Origin of the sequence: Rhodococcus sp. Leaf278 (assembly GCF_001426085.1) — a bacterium.
Taxonomy (GTDB): domain Bacteria; phylum Actinomycetota; class Actinomycetes; order Mycobacteriales; family Mycobacteriaceae; genus Rhodococcoides.
On the sequence record NZ_LMRR01000001.1, the window covers coordinates 407,665 to 422,751 of the forward strand.

Below are 15,087 nucleotides of genomic sequence, written 5' to 3' on the forward strand. Positions count from 1 at the left end.
TGTAGGTTTTCTCTATGACGCCCTCGAAGTCATGGATGGAATTGCTGCTGGACGATGCATCCATCGACGAACTGGAAGCCCAACGTCGAGCGCATCCCGGCGCCGAGGCGCACGCGGCGTCGCGGCTGCGCGCATTGCTCGATCAACGCAAACAGCGCAGCACCGAACTCTCCGCGCTGAACGACATCGCAGTGCGCCTGACAACCGTGCGAGACAACCGGATTCTGTTGCAGGAGGTGGTGGACCAGGCGCGCACACTTCTGGGCGTGGATCTGGCCTACATGGGTTCGGTGTATGGGAACGAGTTCGTCATCGAAGTCACGAGCGGTGCACTGACGCCGAAGCTCGTGGGCATCAGACTCACGCTCGACGAGGGGCTCGTGGGGCTGATCGTGCGCGGTGCCTCGCCGTCGTGGACCCCCGACTACCAGAACGAACCTGCCTTTCGACACATCACGGGAGCGGACAGTGCTGCGCGGTCGGAGAACATGCGCGGCTTACTGGGCGTACCGCTCCGGGTGGGCGACCGCGTGATCGGCGCACTGTTTGCCTGCAAACGGTCGGAGCGGGACTTCGCAGACAGTGAGATCGCACTGCTGTCGGCACTGGCTGCACACGCGGCTATCGCGATCGAGAACGTTCGGGCGATCGACAAGCTCGAAACTCTCAACGCCGAGTTATCTATTCGCACTGCGGAATTGGAACAAACACTGCAATGGGACCGCACGTTGACGCAGGTCGTGCTCCACGGGGGCGGTGTGCGGAGTCTGGTGCGCGAGGTGGCTGCGGCCACCGAACGCCCGGCGTATTTCGTGGCGGATGTTGCGTCTGTGCCGGCTGCTCTGGAGTACACCGCAACTACGGTCGACACCCTCGTCGACCGCTGTAGGGCGGGCGCGGATACGGCCGTCGACGACGCGATGACCGCTCACCGGGTGGTGGCAGCGGGTCACTTTCTGGGGGTGTTGATCTCGGTCGGACCTGAGGACCATCAAACCCGTTTACTTCTCGATCGGGCCGCACCGGCCATTGCGTTGTCACTGGCCGAGGAGCGGGCCGCAGCGGAATCCGCACGCCGCGCGCAGGACGCCTTTCTGGTGGATCTGCTTCTTCATCCCACCTCGTCACCCGATGACGAACGCAGGCAGTTCCACCGTGCCGGACTGACGCCGGACGTGACGTACTGCGTGGCAGTGGGGCAAGGGAATGCGTCGAGAGCCGAATTCGAAGCCATTGCACTACCTCCGGGATCAGTGGTGGCAGAGCAGGGTTCGAGGGTTCTGCTGGTCGTACCAGCCCGAGAATCTGCTGCCGTTCGCCGCATGATCAACACCGGAGCGACGGTAGGAATCTCCGAGCCCGCGCGAGGTGCCGACGCCCTGTCAACAGCATTCCGCGAGGCGCAACAAACCGTCGACGTGCTGACGACCCTGGGCAGGGACGGTGAAGTGTCCTCGGCCCGCGGTCTTGGGATCTATCGAATCCTGCTCAGCAACATGGCCCGTGAGCATTTGGACGAGCTCACCGACGAACTGCTGGGCCCTCTGATGGCGGAGCAGAACAAGCGCGGGGTTCCCTTGATGGAGACGCTGTCGGTGTATCTCGCACACGGACGGCATCATTCGGCTACTGCGTCGAGCCTGGGTGTGCACGTCAACACGCTCTATCAACGACTCGAGGCAATCGACCGGCTGATCGGTACGCACTGGCGCGACCCCGACGACGCTCTCGATCTTCAGGTGCTGATGCGGCTACGAAGATCCGCTGACCTACTCGGAAAGTGAGTGCGTCCGAGTCCGCTATCAGATCTCGATTCTCGTAGCCTCGACGACGCTGGCCCACAAAGCATCTCGCACGCGAGGTGAATCTCCCCGCCAGGAAGGGTAGTGAGTCGGGCGTGGCGCGCGGTCGTGCCAGAATGTGCCGGTGCTGGTCAACGCGGGATCGGCGGCCACGAGCCACACGATGGTGTCGGCTCCGTCGTCGGCGCTGCGCAGAATCGGCTTCATCACCGAACCGAACAGCGGCATCGAACCGGTGACGCCCGGAGTGGCCGCCCAGCCCGGGTGCATGCTGTGCACCACCGGATCGTCTTCGAGCGAAAAACGTTCGGCCAGTTGCTCGGCCACCACCACCTGCATTCGCTTCGTGCGTGCGTACGCCGTCATGCCGGAGTACTTGCCGTTCTCGTACTCGAAGTCGGAGTTCTGCAGAGGCACTGCATACATGCCGCCGCTCGAGACGAACACGACCCGCGATCCGGCGTCGAACAATTCTCGCAGTCCTACCGTCAGCGCGACCGGACCGAGAACATGGGTGGCAAAAGCAGATTCGTGCCCCTGAGCCGACAACTGCCGCTCGGCCGGCATCACTCCGGCGCAGTGAACGAGCGCGTGCACCGCCGTGAGCTCGGACGCCAGCGCCGCGACCAGCGACGCCACGGAATCGAGGTTGCTGACATCGCACTCACGCACCACCAGCGAGGCGTCGGGCACCTCGGATCTGATCGCCGCGGCCGCGGTTTCGAGTCGCTCGGCGGATCGACCCACCAGGTGCACCCGCGCCCCGAGCCGCGCGAGTTCTTTCGCGGTGGCGGTTCCCAATCCGGACGACGCACCGGTCACCACCATGTCGATGGGGGAGGGAAACGGCGTCGGATCGGCGGCCCAGAACCGGCGACGCACCGTGGCACCGATGCGGGAGTATCCGGGAACGATTGCTCTGTCGAGGATCGTGTCGACCGTGCGGCTCAGCAATGACATGCTGCTCTGATACCCCGCGGTAACCGGATGTATGCGCGTCCGCACGATGGCGTCGATGCCAGAATGAGTCCATGGTTCACCCCGCCGTCTCCGATGTCACCCGCGAGATCCTCGCCGAACTTCCCGCACACCGACGCGAGACGTTCGAGTTGCGTCTCGAGCAGTGGTTTCCCGATCTGCACGACGCGGTCACCGCTGTCTACCCCGATCCCGATGGCGTCGCGGCCGGCCTGGTGGAGACGGCTGCCCGCGCCTATGCTGCCCGGGCAGAGGATCTGCACCGGCTCGATCAGCGCCGACTGCTCGAGCCCGACTGGTTTCAGCAGCCCGACATGTTCGGCTATGCCTGTTACGTCGACCGGTACGGAGAGACGCTGCGCGGGGTCGGCGAGCGACTCGACCACCTGACCGACCTCGGTGTCACCTATCTGCACCTGATGCCGCTGCTGCAGCCCCGGCCCGGCGACAACGACGGCGGATACGCGGTGATGGACTACCGCTCGGTGCGAGAAGACTTGGGTACCAACGAGGATCTGCGGACACTAGCCCAGACCCTGCGTGGGCGCGGCATCAGTCTCGTGGTCGACCTCGTTCTCAATCACGTTGCGCGCGAGCACGAGTGGGCTGCCAAGGCGCGTGCCGGTGATCCGAAGTACCGTGACTACTTCCTGATCTATCCCGATCGGACCACTCCGGACTCGTACGAGCGCACTCTCCCCGAGGTGTTTCCCGACTTCGCTCCCGGCAGCTTCACGTTCGACGGCACACTCGGCGAGTGGGTGTGGACGACGTTCAACGAATGGCAGTGGGATCTGAACTGGGCCAATCCTGCTGTGCTGCAGGAGTTCGCGGGCATCGTGCTGCACCTGGCCAATCTCGGGGTGGAAGTGCTTCGCCTCGATGCGATCGCATTTCTGTGGAAGCGGCTGGGAACCAACTGCCAGAACCAACCCGAGGTGCATGCCGTCACCCAGGCCTTGCGCGCCACCGCTCGACTCGCTGCTCCGGCCACGTTGTTCAAGGCCGAGGCGATCGTCGGACCCCGCGATCTGCTGCCGTACCTGGGCCAGGGGCGGCACACCGGACGAGTGTCGGACATTGCCTACCACAACTCGTTGATGGTGCAGGTCTGGTCGATGTTGGCAACGGGCAGTACAGCTTTGGCGCGTCACGCGTTGGCGTCGCTGCCCCCGACGCCGCCCAGTGGAACCTGGGTGACCTACGTTCGCTGCCACGACGACATCGGTTGGGCCATCGACGACGGCGACGCGGCGTCACTCGGGCTTTCGGGCGCAGGCCATCGGCACTTTCTGGCCGACTGGTATTCCGGAGAATTCGACGGCTCCTGGGCCGAAGGCCTGGTGTTCCAGTACAACCCCGACACCGGCGACCGACGGATCAGTGGAACCGCGGCCGCGCTCACCGGCCTGGGCCCGTCCCGCCTGGATTCCGACGGCGCGTTCGGGCGCATCTTCCTGGCGCACGCCATCATTGCCGGCTGGGGCGGCATTCCCGTCGTGTGGAGTGGGGACGAGCTCGGCTCCCCGGGCGACCCGAACTGGGCCGACGAACCGGCTCATGCCGAGGACAACAGGTGGGTGCATCGTCCCCGCGTCACCGACGCCGACCGCGGCGGCCGGTTCGAGCAGGGGAGCGACGCGCAGCGGGTGTTCGACGGTATCGCTCGAATCGCGAAGGTGCGCGCGTGTCTGCCGATGTTGCACGCCGAGGCGCCGGTGGACGTGCAGACCGAATCGGACGACGGTCTGCTCGTCGTGCGCAGGCGTCATCCGAGCGGCACCCTGGTCGGCCTCTACAACGTGACGGCCGAGCACCGGCCCTTTGCTCACGCGCAGCTGATCGAGCTCGGTATACCGGCCCCGACCGAGGTGCTGTCGCAACACGATCTGCGCGTCGACGACACCGGATCGGTGTGGTTGCCGCCCCACGCGGCGTGGTGGATCGTCGACAGCCCTCTGCGCTAGAAGAAGCGCTACCGTGACCGGGCTGTTACTCTCCCCGGGACGGTGGGGCTGGATACGAACAAGGGGACAATGTCGATGCTGCATGCTCGGATACGAAGTCTGGTGCTCGCTGTAGTGGCGGTGTTGGTCGCCACGATGGCAACGGTGCTGATGGGGACCGGTGTGGCGAAGGCCGATTCCGAGCTCGTCTACGTCTACTCGCCGTCGATGGACAAAGACATCCCGATCAAGGTACTCAAAGCTGCCGGTGGCGGACCGGCGCCCACCCTGTATCTGCTCGACGGCTTGCGCGCGCCCGACAACAACAGCGGCTGGCTCATCGAGACCGACGTCGAGAGCTTCTTCGCCGACAAGCACGTCAACGTGGTCATTCCGTTCGGCGGCGGCGGAACTTTCTACTCCGACTGGCAGCGCGACGACCCCAAACTCGGACGGGTGAAGTGGGAAACCTTCCTCACTCAGGAACTGCCGCCCGTCATGGCCGATCGTTTCGGCAGTGACAACGTCAACAACGCTGTCGCCGGACTGTCGATGAGTGGCACCTCCGCGCTCAACCTGGCCGCGCATCATCCGGATTTCTTCAAGGCCGTGGCATCGTTCAGCGGCTACCCGACTGCGAGCAGCCCCGGATTTGCGCAGGGCATCTCGGTGGCCGTCGGCGAGATGGGCGGCAACGCTCGCAACATGTGGGGCACCTGGCCGTCCGCGGACTGGATCCGCAACGACCCGTCCCTCAACGTCGGGGCGTTGCGCAACACGGCAGTCTTCGTCTCGTCGGGAAGTGGCTCACCGGCGACGGACCCCGTGTTCAACCCTGCCAGCAGCCGCTTCGACCCGGTCAAGTTCGCTCAGATGGTGCCGCTCGAGACTGCCGCCGGCATGAGCAGCCGTGCATTCGTTCCGCTGCTGCAGGCCGCGGGCGGTCGACCCAACGTCAAGATCACCGGTACCGGTGTGCACTGGTGGAACCACTGGGAGCAGCATCTGCACGAGGCATGGTTCGAGACAATCGCGCCTGCTGTCGGCGGCTGATAGTTACTCTGTCGCCATGACGACCCCGAGAATCACCGTCGACTACACGGTGCTGGACTGCCCGGAACCCGCTGAGCTGGCCCGCTTCTACAGCACGATCCTCGGTTGGGAGCCGGTTCGCGACGACGGCGACTGGGTGGTGATCCATGGTCCCGGTGAACTGCGTCTGGCGTTTCAGCGGGCACCGGACTTCACCCCGATCGACTGGCCGAGCGAGGGCATCAAGATCCATCTCGACCTGGTGGTCGACGACATGGAACAGGCACGGGACTTCGTCGTCGACGCGGGGGCCGTGCTCATCGACCACGCGCAATCCTCGTTCTGGGTGTACCGCGATCCCGTGGGACACATTTTCTGCCTGTGCAAGCGCACCTGATCTAGGCCACCCGCGAGGTCGGCAACGCCCTCCCGCTGGAGTTCTGCCGCTGATCTTCTTGCTCGCCCAGCCAGCGTGCGAGTACCTGGCATCCGGTGAGTTCACCGTCGTACGGTTCACGCGCGTAGGCGATGTGTCGGCCACCGCCGGGGTTGGCCCATTCGAATCGGTGCCAGCGCATCGACTGCGGCAGATAGCCGGCCACCTCGGTGGCCGCGGTGCGGAGGCGTCGAACATCCTTCACCCATTGCGATGGTCGCAGGCGAGTCCGGGTCGCGTTCTGGAAGCTGTTGCTGCGCAACAGAGTCCAGAGTTCACGTAGCCAGATTCTCGGGGTGCGAAACGACATCCAGCGGGTGAGGTCGGCGATGTCGCGAATCAGGCTGTCGTCGCTGGCGTTGCAGATCATGTCGGTCTCGAGGCCGATCCACCGAACCGGGATGGACTCGGGCAGAGCCGGACCCGTGCCTGCGACGCCGCGTCCAGCGGACCCGCTCACCGCGCCTGCCGGTTGCTGCGGATCGGACACCAAGCCCGCAGCGACTATTCGGGTGCCGTCGATCGTTCCGTCGGCGACGAGTCCGAGTACCTCGCGGACGACGCTCGCGCCTTGGGAATACCCGATCAGCGCGATAGGTCCGGTGGTGTTCTCGACGGCGCGGCGGAGGCGGCGGACACCGATGTCGGCGCTGTGGCGAAAGCACAGTCCGCCCAGTGCGACAGGACCGTACGACGCCGGGTAGCCGACCCATCGGCCGGCGAAACGGTCGTCGAGCTCGCCGACGACGCAGCCGAGCAGCCCGGTGACGCGTGTGCGACGGTCGGACGGATGCGATTCGCCGGTACCTCCGACGGCGAGCACGGTGACCTGATCCTGGTTCATGGTGTCGAGTCTGACGGGCGAACCTGAGCCCGGCGCCCGCCGAACGCTGAGAACTGCCTGGCAGTTCGGTCCCGATCAGGTCAAGGCCGCACGTACTCGGTCGATGGCGTCGCGAAGGAGCGCCTCGTAGCGGTCCGGGTCGGGTACGGCCACGCTGTTGGACGTGATGCCGATGGTGACCGTGTCGCCGATGCCGTGCACTCCGTGGGTGAGGCTCATGGCGGGGGAGAGGGCGGGGAAGCCTGCGGTGAATCGGACGGATCCGCCGCAGAGGGTGAGGTCCGCAGAACCGCGCGTGACGCTGGATACGACGGTGTTGCCGGTGACCGTCGGTGGCGACGCGGTCGGATCGAACTGCGCTACTCCCCATTCGGCCAGAAACGCCGGCACGTGTACTTCGACGTCGTCTTGCGAAACGCGAGCTGCCTCCGCCAGTGGATGACTCGCGCGGACTCTGCGTGCGGCCAGGTCGTCCGAGATGAGGAGCATGCGTGCGCGGATGTCCGGTTCTGCGGTGAACAGTCCGACTCCCACGTTGCCGAAGTTGTTGCGAGCGGATCCACGCGCCTGTCGCGCGAGCGTGACTTCTGCGGCCAGATCGGCCGGAGCGCTGAGAAAGCCCTGCAGTGCAACCGATATGGCGGTGAGGGCGAACGTGGTGACCGTGGTGCCCACAGCCTGCAGATCGGTCTTCGCCAGAACGATGGTCCGCACGGACGTCCGGCCGGTGGGCGGAACGTCGAGGGCTGTCAGTGCCCGCGACCGGGCAGGCGGCGGGATCGAACCCGAGTCGGTGGCTCGCCCGAGGGCCATCGCGTCCCGTCGAGCGCGTAGTCCACCGCGAACCATCAGTGCCACGCGTAGCGGAAGGACTGCAGCAGCACGCACTGTGGACGCGAGTTCGGTCCCGGTGGAACGCGAAGTGCACCCGGTCACCGGCGGGAGTCGATGTGTACCGAAGAGGTCGCGGGCGGTCTCCGACGCCAGGATGCCATCGGCGGCAGCATGCGAAAGTTGCAGTACAGCAACGGTAGTCGGCCCTGATCCGCCCGGAGCGTCGGAGACGTTCGAGTACACCTGTAGGCACCACACCGATACTCGGGGGTCGACCTGGTGCTCGAACGACGACGAGATCGCCTCGAGGCATTGTCGCCAGGTGTGCGGTGCCCGGTTCACGACAATCGCGTCGGTGCGCGGATCCGCTGACGTCCACCGGGGGTAGTCGAGGCCGAACGGTGCCTCGGTGACGTGTCGGCGCAGTACGTCGATGCGAGCGCTGCGCTCGCGCAGTCGGACCACCTCGGCATCGAGATCGTCGGGACCGGAGTCGAAGCAGTACAGAAGAAACTGGTCGCTCGGGATCTTCGACGCAATCCAGTACGTCCGCGCGTCGGCCGGGTGTAGACGCGTCGACTCGGAGCGACTGCTGGCGGGTCGATCGCGGGGCACAGGAGAAATCCTAAGCGCCACGGTGTGACGGGGCGGATTACGAACTGATCAGTTCGGTTCTGTGAAGTTTCACTACGGCGGGCCGAGGACTTCTTCGATTGCCTCGGCGATTACTCGCCGTATCCCCGCTAGCCTGATTCAATGCATCGTCTCGACCTCCGTCCGCGACGCCGCGAGATCGCACGGTCGGTGTCGTGACGCCCAGGGTTGCCTCGGGTTATCGGGGAGGTCTACGTTCCTCGACCAGCGCTGCTGCCTCCGCCGACTACATCACCGACATCTCTTATACCGAGTACGGCTCGGCGGCCTGCACCCTCGGGGTCGCGTCGGACGACACGGTCTTTCTCGCCCCTGCCTTCACCGTCGACGGGATCGGTGTGTTGCGGTCGTCGGACTCCGGAAAGTCATGGCGCGCATCGGTTCCGGTGGGCATGCAGAACGGTCGGCGTCGGCCGTATCTGTACTTCGACGCTGTCGACGATCGACTGTTCTTCCATGTCGGCCGATTCGGCGCAGCACCGCAGCATCTGTTTCGGACGGGATTCGTTCTCGGCGTCAGTGACGACCGAGGGGAGACCTGGCGCATCCGAAAGGTGGCCTCCAAAGCTCGAATGAACGCAAAAATATTTGCTGGACCACGTAATTCGAGCAGTGGGAGAGTGACGTACCTGTCTGCTCCCACGCCGTTCGCGTTGCGCGTGCGACCGCTGGTCAATGTGACTCGTCAGGTGATCTGGCGGTCGTACGACGGCGGCGTGAAGTGGGAGGTGGCCGGCGGATTCGACATCGATCCGAAGAACATCCCCGGTCTGCCGAGCCGCGAGTACGTCACGTTCGGCAAGGGCGTCGTCGGCCCGGATGGAACGGTCTACATCGGTGGCCGTTACGGTCGACGGTTCGCAGTGGCAGTCAGTCGCGACGAGGGCCTGACCTGGGATGTCCGCATGGTCCCGGGGTCGGCCCTGGCGAGATACCACAACCCGCTGCATTTCCTGTTGCTCGGTTCGCGCTATCGGCTGCCGGAGTCGACGGCCGTCGACGACGAGGGAAACGTGTACGTGGTGTGGCCGGACCGCGACGGGGTGCTTCATGCCGCGTGGTCCGCCGATGGAACGGTGACCTGGTCGAGGCCGGTGGTTGTCTCCGCACCGGGAGTGCGCGATGCCCGCCTCGGCGCTATCACCGCCACCGGGTCCGGGCGAGTGGGTATTGCCTATTACGGGCGTGAGCGAGGGCGCGCATTTCACGGCTTCATCGCGCAGTGCCGTGACTTTCGCACCGCTCGTCCGGTGTTCGTCGGAGGCAAGTACAACGAACCCGACGCGCCACTGCTTCCGCACGGGTTCCGCGGTGGCGTCAGAGATTTGGTGTTGGGGCGCTCGCTCGACGACCTCGTTCGGGTGCACTTCGCCCCCAACGGTGACCTCCTCACAGGTGCCGTGATGCAGATGCGGGGTAGAAACCGGCAGCGCCCCTGGGCTGCGCGTTCCGAACGCACCGAGATGCAGGCAGTCCTCGGACGGCTGGGCCGAGTCGTCCGAGTCTGAACAAAGAAAAAGCTCTGCAGCGCTTGCGCTGCAGAGCTTTTCGGTGTTCGAGATCAGGCGACGTCGACCAGACCGACGGTGGGGAAGAAGAAGCAGCTCTTGTCGCTACCGTCGAGAGCCTTGTGGTTCACCGTGCCGAACACCGCTGCCAGCACGGTTCCCGATCCGGTGTCGACGGGTACGGCGCGGGCACCGGCAGCGGGCAACGCGTTCAGTGCGTTGACCACGAGAGGCCGGGCCAGTTCTTTCAACTCGGCCGGAATGCCGGAGTTGTCGAGGATCGACTGGGCGAGAGTGGTGGCAAGCCCACCGAAATCGGCGAAGCCACCCTGCAGGGTATTGACGTTGAACCACGCCACCTGCATGCCGGACTTGTCGGCCGAGTCGTTCACGATGCCGGCCGGGACGAATGCGAACATCGTTTCGCCCTTGTCGACGGCGTTGAGATCGGGAATCGGCAGCGGTACGGGTGCCTTCAGTTGCGGCCACGGGCCTGCTGCTCCGCCCGCGACGCCCGGGACGATACCGAGCGGCGCGCCCGGGGTGGCAGCGCAGTTGATAGCCGCTGTCGGGTAGAAGAACGGGGTGATGCCGAAGTCGGTGAGCGCCTTGTTCGCTGCGTCCAGCGCGGCGAAGGGATCGGCGGACGCGTCCTCGGCGACCGGGGTGCGCGAGTCGGCGATGGCATTGGCTGCGGCGAGCGAAGCACCGCCCTGACCCTGCAGTGCCGCGATTGCCTGGGCCAGCGGATCCGCCGGTGCCGGCTCGGCTGCCGCGGTAGCGGGGATGGCGAGCAATGCCGCGCAGGAGAGCGCGAGCGCGCCCGCCAGACGGCTGAGGCGTCGAGACATGTGTGACTCCTGTGACTGATGTGACTTATGTTGCGGTTGCGCTGATACCACCACACATCATCTCGACGTCACAAGTTCTGCCGGAATCCGTTGTCCAATCGAGACGGTTCAATCCGGACGGTTCGCGAAAGATGTTCAGCCCACGTCGATGCCGAAGTCCCGGACGATTCCTTCCAGGCCCGACGCGTAACCCTGGCCGATGGCGCGGAATTTCCATTCGGCACCGCGGCGGTACAGCTCACCGAAGACCATGGCGGTTTCGGTGGAGGCATCCTCACTGAGGTCGAAGCGGGCGAGCTCGCGTCCGTCGGACTTGTCGACAACGCGGATGAAGGCGTTGACCACCTGACCGAAGTTCTGCCCCAGGGCGTCCGCGTTGTGAATGGACACGGGGAAGACGATCGAGTCGACCTCGGGGGACAGTGCCGCCAGATCCACATCGATGCTCTCGTCGTCACCCTCTCCCTCGCCGGTGCGGTTGTCGCCGGTGTGCTCGATGGCTCCGTCGGGCGAGCGCAGGTTGTTGTAGAAGACGAAATAGAGGTCGCTCAGCGCCTTTTTGCTGGTGCCGAGGCCGATGGCGCTGGCATCCAGATCGAAGTCGCCACCGGTGGTCGCGCGGACGTCCCAGCCCAACCCGACGGAGACGGCGGTCAGGTTCGGTGCTTCCTTCGTCAGTGAGACATTGCCACCCTTGGCCAGAGTTACGCCCATGTCCATCCACTCCTTCGCGTGTTCGGCCGTGCATCGTCCTACCCACCCTATTCATCTCGACGAGCGAGATGCCCGAGTTGCCGGTGTGAGCCGCGAGGCACGCGTGCGAGGTGTGAGCAGTGGGGCTGGCGGTACCCATGGGATTGTGGTGGGATACGACAAAAGATCACAAGTTAGCAGTGGTGGTGCAGTTCAGCGAGTAGGCGCGCCGCGGCGACCGAACGACAATGGAGATTTCTGTGCAGGTTTCGCGACGTGAACTGTTCAAATACGCCGCCGCGGGGTCCGCTGCCGCCGTCGGAATGGTTGCGCTGGGAACGGCGACCGCCCACGCGGACGCCGCACTGGGGACACTCGTCGACTATTCGGGCGGGGTGCCGTCGGCCTCGGCGATCAAGCAGGCCGGTCACCGCGGTGCCGTGCGATACGTCTCGGATCGCCGACCGGACGCGAAATGGATGGTCGGCAAGCCGATGCGGAGGTCCGAGGCCGACTCGCTCACCGCCGAGGGGCTCGAGGTGGTCTCGAACTACCAGTTCGGAAAAGGGACGACGTCGGATTGGCGCGGTGGGTACGCAGCGGGCGTGAAGCACGCCGAGCGTGGTCTCGAACTTCACACGGCGGCCGGAGGTCCTGCTGACCGCCCGATCTACGTGTCGATCGACGACAATCCCACCGCCGTCGAGTTCGCGACTCTGATCGCGCCGTACATCCTGGGTTGGCAATCGGTGATCGGATCGGAGAACACGGGCTTGTACGCCAATTCGCCCACCATAGAATTGGCTTCCGTGGCCGGTCTCGGCCAGTGGTATTGGCAGCACAATTGGGGAACACCGAAGGGCTTCGTGCACCCGGCGGCGCACATTCATCAGATCCGAATCGACAAGGATTCCGTCGGCGGAGTCAGAGTGGACATCAACAACATTCTTCGAGCCGATTACGGGCAGTGGTCGAAATCCGCCGCCGATATCACCTGAATTACATCGAAGTAATTTACCGACATACAACCCGATCGGTAAGTCCGGACTTTGTCGAATTCCACTATTGGAAAGTCGATCACCCGGAACATCTTCGAAAGAATTTCGCCCCCGGCTGACGAACAGCCGGGGGCGAAATGCGTCGTGCGCGGAAACTACGGAACGTAGACCGTTCCGATGGTGGGCAGGAACGTGCAGCTGCGGGGAGCGGCCGCGGGGTCTTCCTTCGACTGAGTGGTGATCGACCCGGAGATGACCGACAGCACGCGTCCTGGGCCGGTGTCGGCGATGGCAGACAGGGTGGCCGGGCCGTCGGTGTTGATCATCGCTGCGCCGGTCAGGTCCTGTGTTCCCGAGCGACGGTTGTCGATGTTGAGCCAGGTGACAGTGAGCGGAGCGGTCTGCTCGGCGGCGATGGGAGCGGTCCCCAGAGCGGTGAAGACGAAGCCTGCCTGGCCCGCGGCGGGACCGGGAGGGGGCAGCGTTGCCGGGCCCGGTACTGCGAGTGCGGTTCCGACCGAATCAGCGGTGTCCGAGATGCATCCTGCACCGAGGGTGGGGTAGAGGAACTGGGCGATGACCGGCCCATCGGCAGGCAGCTCGGGGCCGCCACCACCCGATCCGTCGAGGAATGTGATGACAGATTCGAGCAACGACTTGACCTGCTCCGGAAGCTGCGCCGTCGCGAGCAGGGCGCGGGCCTGACCCAGAAGATCGGCCGCAGGCGCGGCTCCGACATCGGCAGGCCCGGCTGCGGCGCCGACGATGGCAGGCGCGAACGATGCAAGTGCTTCCACGTCGCGAAGGTTGGGTAGCGGTTCACCCGGTGCGGGGAAGAACTGAGCGATCAGCGCGCCGGGATCGGTCGGTGCTGCGGGTAGATCCGCAGGTGCCATGGGCACCAGTGGCTGCGCGGATGCGCTGGTCGGTACGACGAGTGCGGCGGCTGCTGCTACGGCCAATGCCGTCACGACACGACGCGTTCCGCGAGTACGAAGCACGGTGATAATCCCCATTCTGATCATGACGCGAGCACCGGCGACAGCCGGTGCACGAGGGGTCACTCTATGTAGCGCGATCCCCGATGTACAGCTGTTGACGTCGAACCCTCCCCTGTCGCAACCGAGTGAGGGCAGTCTATGTGGTCCACGCTGCGAATTCTCCGCAGGGCCAAACAATAGCCTGTTACTGGAGTTGTCAGTGTTAAAGGTGATGCAAATGTTACTCGTTGGGCCATGTGGTTAGGGAAGGTCTGTGACGCCCTATAAGCTTCGGTCTCGATATATCGCATCTATACCGAACGGAACCGCACGCACTGTGAACCGACTCGTTCGGCTGGCCCCCGTTCTGTTGGCGATATCGGTGATCAGCCGCTTCGTCTGGGCCTTCGTGACGCCGAACGGCATGAACCTCGTCGATTTGCACGTCTACGTCGAGGGCTCCGCTGCGCTGCTGGGCGACAACCTGTACGACTACACGTATTCGGTCCAGACCCCGGACTTCCCGCTTCCGTTCACGTACCCACCGTTCGCCGCCCTGGTCTTCTTTCCGCTGCACTACCTGCCCTTCACGCTGGTCGGGATCGTGTGGCAGGCCGCGACCATGGCCGCGTTGTTCGCGGTGGTGCGGCTGGCGCTGGCGATGGTTCTGGGCGACGAGCATGCCGCCGAACCGCGGTGGGTGCGGATCGCGATGCTGTGGACCGCGCTGGGGCTGTGGTCCGAACCAGTACGGACGACACTCGACTACGGCCAGGTCAACGTTTTCCTGGTGCTGCTGGCACTGCTCGCAGCGCGCAGCTCGCGATGGTGGGTCGCCGGCGGCCTTGTCGGCTTCGCCGCGGGAATCAAGCTGACCCCGGCCATCACGGGTCTGTACTTCCTGGCCACGCGACGGTGGAAGGCCGCAGCATTCTCGGCGTTGGCCTTCGCACTGACGGTTGCGGTGAGTTACGCGGTGCTCGGGCATCAGGCCGCCACCTACTTCACCACGTTGCTCGGCGATGCCGACCGCATCGGCCCCGTCGGCTCGGTCTGGAACCAGTCTCTCCGCGGAGCCCTGAGCCGGATCGTGGGCGAGGACGTCGGCCAGGGACCGCTGTGGATCGCTGCCGCGGTGATCGGCACGGTCCTCGCGGTGCTGGCATGGCGAGGGCTCGATCGTCGCGACTACCTGGGCACCCTGGTCATCGTGCAACTACTGGGCCTGTTGGTATCGCCCATCTCGTGGTCGCACCACTGGATCTGGGTGATTCCGATGGTGATCTGGTTGCTGCACGGACCACTGCGTGACGTCGTCGGCGCCAAGCTCGTCGCGGGATACTGGCTGGTGACGGTCACGGTGGGGGTGCCGTGGTTGTTGAGCTTCTTCCAGGAATCGATCTGGACCATTCCCCGTCCCGGCCTCGAGGCCTGGGCCGGTGCCGTCGACGTGATCGGATCGGCCCTGTTCCTCGGTTGGGTCGTCTATGCGGGGCGGGCCAGGAGTGGAGCCCGCGGAACGACCGTGTGA

General features: G+C 65.0%; 13 protein-coding genes. 7 read left to right on the plus strand and 6 right to left on the minus strand.

Annotated features, from left to right (window positions below; all coding sequences use genetic code 11):
• The first annotated feature begins 35 nt into the window (after positions 1 to 35).
• Positions 36 to 1,784, plus strand: a complete 1,749-nt coding sequence (locus ASG84_RS02020) for a helix-turn-helix domain-containing protein (protein WP_057475338.1) — start codon at positions 36 to 38, stop codon at positions 1,782 to 1,784.
• Positions 1,785 to 1,802: 18 nt separating this feature from the next.
• On the opposite strand, the gene ASG84_RS02025 is transcribed toward ASG84_RS02020, so the two are convergent.
• Positions 1,803 to 2,762, minus strand: a complete 960-nt coding sequence (locus tag ASG84_RS02025; RefSeq protein ID WP_057475339.1) for an SDR family NAD(P)-dependent oxidoreductase — start codon at positions 2,760 to 2,762, stop codon at positions 1,803 to 1,805.
• 71 nt (positions 2,763 to 2,833) lie between these two features.
• Between ASG84_RS02025 and ASG84_RS02030 the strand changes: the two genes are divergently transcribed.
• The 3 genes from ASG84_RS02030 to ASG84_RS02040 all read left to right on the plus strand — a co-directional run bounded on the left by ASG84_RS02030 (position 2,834) and on the right by ASG84_RS02040 (position 6,155).
• Positions 2,834 to 4,747, plus strand: coding sequence for an alpha-amylase family protein (locus ASG84_RS02030; protein ID WP_057475340.1), 1,914 nt, complete (start codon positions 2,834 to 2,836; stop codon positions 4,745 to 4,747).
• 75 nt (positions 4,748 to 4,822) lie between these two features.
• The gene (locus tag ASG84_RS02035; RefSeq protein WP_057475523.1) at positions 4,823 to 5,779 is read left to right on the plus strand and encodes an alpha/beta hydrolase; all 957 of its coding nucleotides are present in this window, start codon (positions 4,823 to 4,825) and stop codon (positions 5,777 to 5,779) included.
• A 16-nt stretch (positions 5,780 to 5,795) separates the two neighbouring features.
• The gene (locus tag ASG84_RS02040) at positions 5,796 to 6,155 is read left to right on the plus strand and encodes a VOC family protein (RefSeq protein ID WP_057475341.1); all 360 of its coding nucleotides are present in this window, start codon (positions 5,796 to 5,798) and stop codon (positions 6,153 to 6,155) included.
• Between the two features lies 1 nt (position 6,156).
• Here ASG84_RS02040 and ASG84_RS02045 read toward each other — a convergent pair whose 3' ends face one another.
• Complete coding sequence (locus ASG84_RS02045) at positions 6,157 to 7,038, minus strand: PE-PPE domain-containing protein (protein ID WP_057475342.1); 882 nt, start codon at positions 7,036 to 7,038, stop codon at positions 6,157 to 6,159.
• A gap of 75 nt (positions 7,039 to 7,113) precedes the next feature.
• Positions 7,114 to 8,487, minus strand: a complete 1,374-nt coding sequence (locus ASG84_RS02050) for a WS/DGAT domain-containing protein (protein ID WP_057475343.1) — start codon at positions 8,485 to 8,487, stop codon at positions 7,114 to 7,116.
• A gap of 194 nt (positions 8,488 to 8,681) precedes the next feature.
• On the opposite strand from ASG84_RS02050, the gene ASG84_RS02055 reads away from it, so the two are divergent.
• Positions 8,682 to 10,034, plus strand: coding sequence for a sialidase family protein (locus ASG84_RS02055; protein ID WP_057475344.1), 1,353 nt, complete (start codon positions 8,682 to 8,684; stop codon positions 10,032 to 10,034).
• 53 nt (positions 10,035 to 10,087) lie between these two features.
• Here ASG84_RS02055 and ASG84_RS02060 read toward each other — a convergent pair whose 3' ends face one another.
• Entirely contained in the window at positions 10,088 to 10,885 is a 798-nt protein-coding gene (locus tag ASG84_RS02060) for a hypothetical protein (RefSeq protein ID WP_057475345.1), read from the minus strand.
• Positions 10,886 to 11,020: 135 nt separating this feature from the next.
• Positions 11,021 to 11,599 carry a TerD family protein gene (locus tag ASG84_RS02065; RefSeq protein WP_057475524.1) on the minus strand — a complete coding sequence of 193 codons (579 nt, stop codon included), beginning with the start codon at positions 11,597 to 11,599 and terminating at the stop codon, positions 11,021 to 11,023.
• Positions 11,600 to 11,826: 227 nt separating this feature from the next.
• On the opposite strand from ASG84_RS02065, the gene ASG84_RS02070 reads away from it, so the two are divergent.
• The gene (locus tag ASG84_RS02070; protein WP_057475346.1) at positions 11,827 to 12,576 is read left to right on the plus strand and encodes a DUF1906 domain-containing protein; all 750 of its coding nucleotides are present in this window, start codon (positions 11,827 to 11,829) and stop codon (positions 12,574 to 12,576) included.
• 155 nt (positions 12,577 to 12,731) lie between these two features.
• Here ASG84_RS02070 and ASG84_RS02075 read toward each other — a convergent pair whose 3' ends face one another.
• Complete coding sequence (locus tag ASG84_RS02075) at positions 12,732 to 13,592, minus strand: Rv1157c family protein (protein WP_057475525.1); 861 nt, start codon at positions 13,590 to 13,592, stop codon at positions 12,732 to 12,734.
• A 277-nt stretch (positions 13,593 to 13,869) separates the two neighbouring features.
• On the opposite strand from ASG84_RS02075, the gene ASG84_RS02080 reads away from it, so the two are divergent.
• A complete protein-coding gene (locus ASG84_RS02080) occupies positions 13,870 to 15,087 on the plus strand; it encodes a mannosyltransferase (protein WP_235581504.1) in 1,218 nt (405 codons plus the stop codon).

Bases quoted from the DNA above. Each gene is read 5' to 3' on its own strand.
- ASG84_RS02020 (WP_057475338.1), top strand. From the start codon at position 36: ATGGAATTGCTGCTGGACGATGCATCCATCGACGAACTGGAAGCCCAA.
- ASG84_RS02025 (WP_057475339.1), bottom strand. From the start codon at position 2,762: ATGTCATTGCTGAGCCGCACGGTCGACACGATCCTCGACAGAGCAATC.
- ASG84_RS02030 (WP_057475340.1), top strand. From the start codon at position 2,834: ATGGTTCACCCCGCCGTCTCCGATGTCACCCGCGAGATCCTCGCCGAA.
- ASG84_RS02035 (WP_057475523.1), top strand. From the start codon at position 4,823: ATGCTGCATGCTCGGATACGAAGTCTGGTGCTCGCTGTAGTGGCGGTG.
- ASG84_RS02040 (WP_057475341.1), top strand. From the start codon at position 5,796: ATGACGACCCCGAGAATCACCGTCGACTACACGGTGCTGGACTGCCCG.
- ASG84_RS02045 (WP_057475342.1), bottom strand. From the start codon at position 7,038: ATGAACCAGGATCAGGTCACCGTGCTCGCCGTCGGAGGTACCGGCGAA.
- ASG84_RS02060 (WP_057475345.1), bottom strand. From the start codon at position 10,885: ATGTCTCGACGCCTCAGCCGTCTGGCGGGCGCGCTCGCGCTCTCCTGC.
- ASG84_RS02065 (WP_057475524.1), bottom strand. From the start codon at position 11,599: ATGGGCGTAACTCTGGCCAAGGGTGGCAATGTCTCACTGACGAAGGAA.
- ASG84_RS02070 (WP_057475346.1), top strand. From the start codon at position 11,827: ATGGAGATTTCTGTGCAGGTTTCGCGACGTGAACTGTTCAAATACGCC.
- ASG84_RS02075 (WP_057475525.1), bottom strand. From the start codon at position 13,592: ATGGGGATTATCACCGTGCTTCGTACTCGCGGAACGCGTCGTGTCGTG.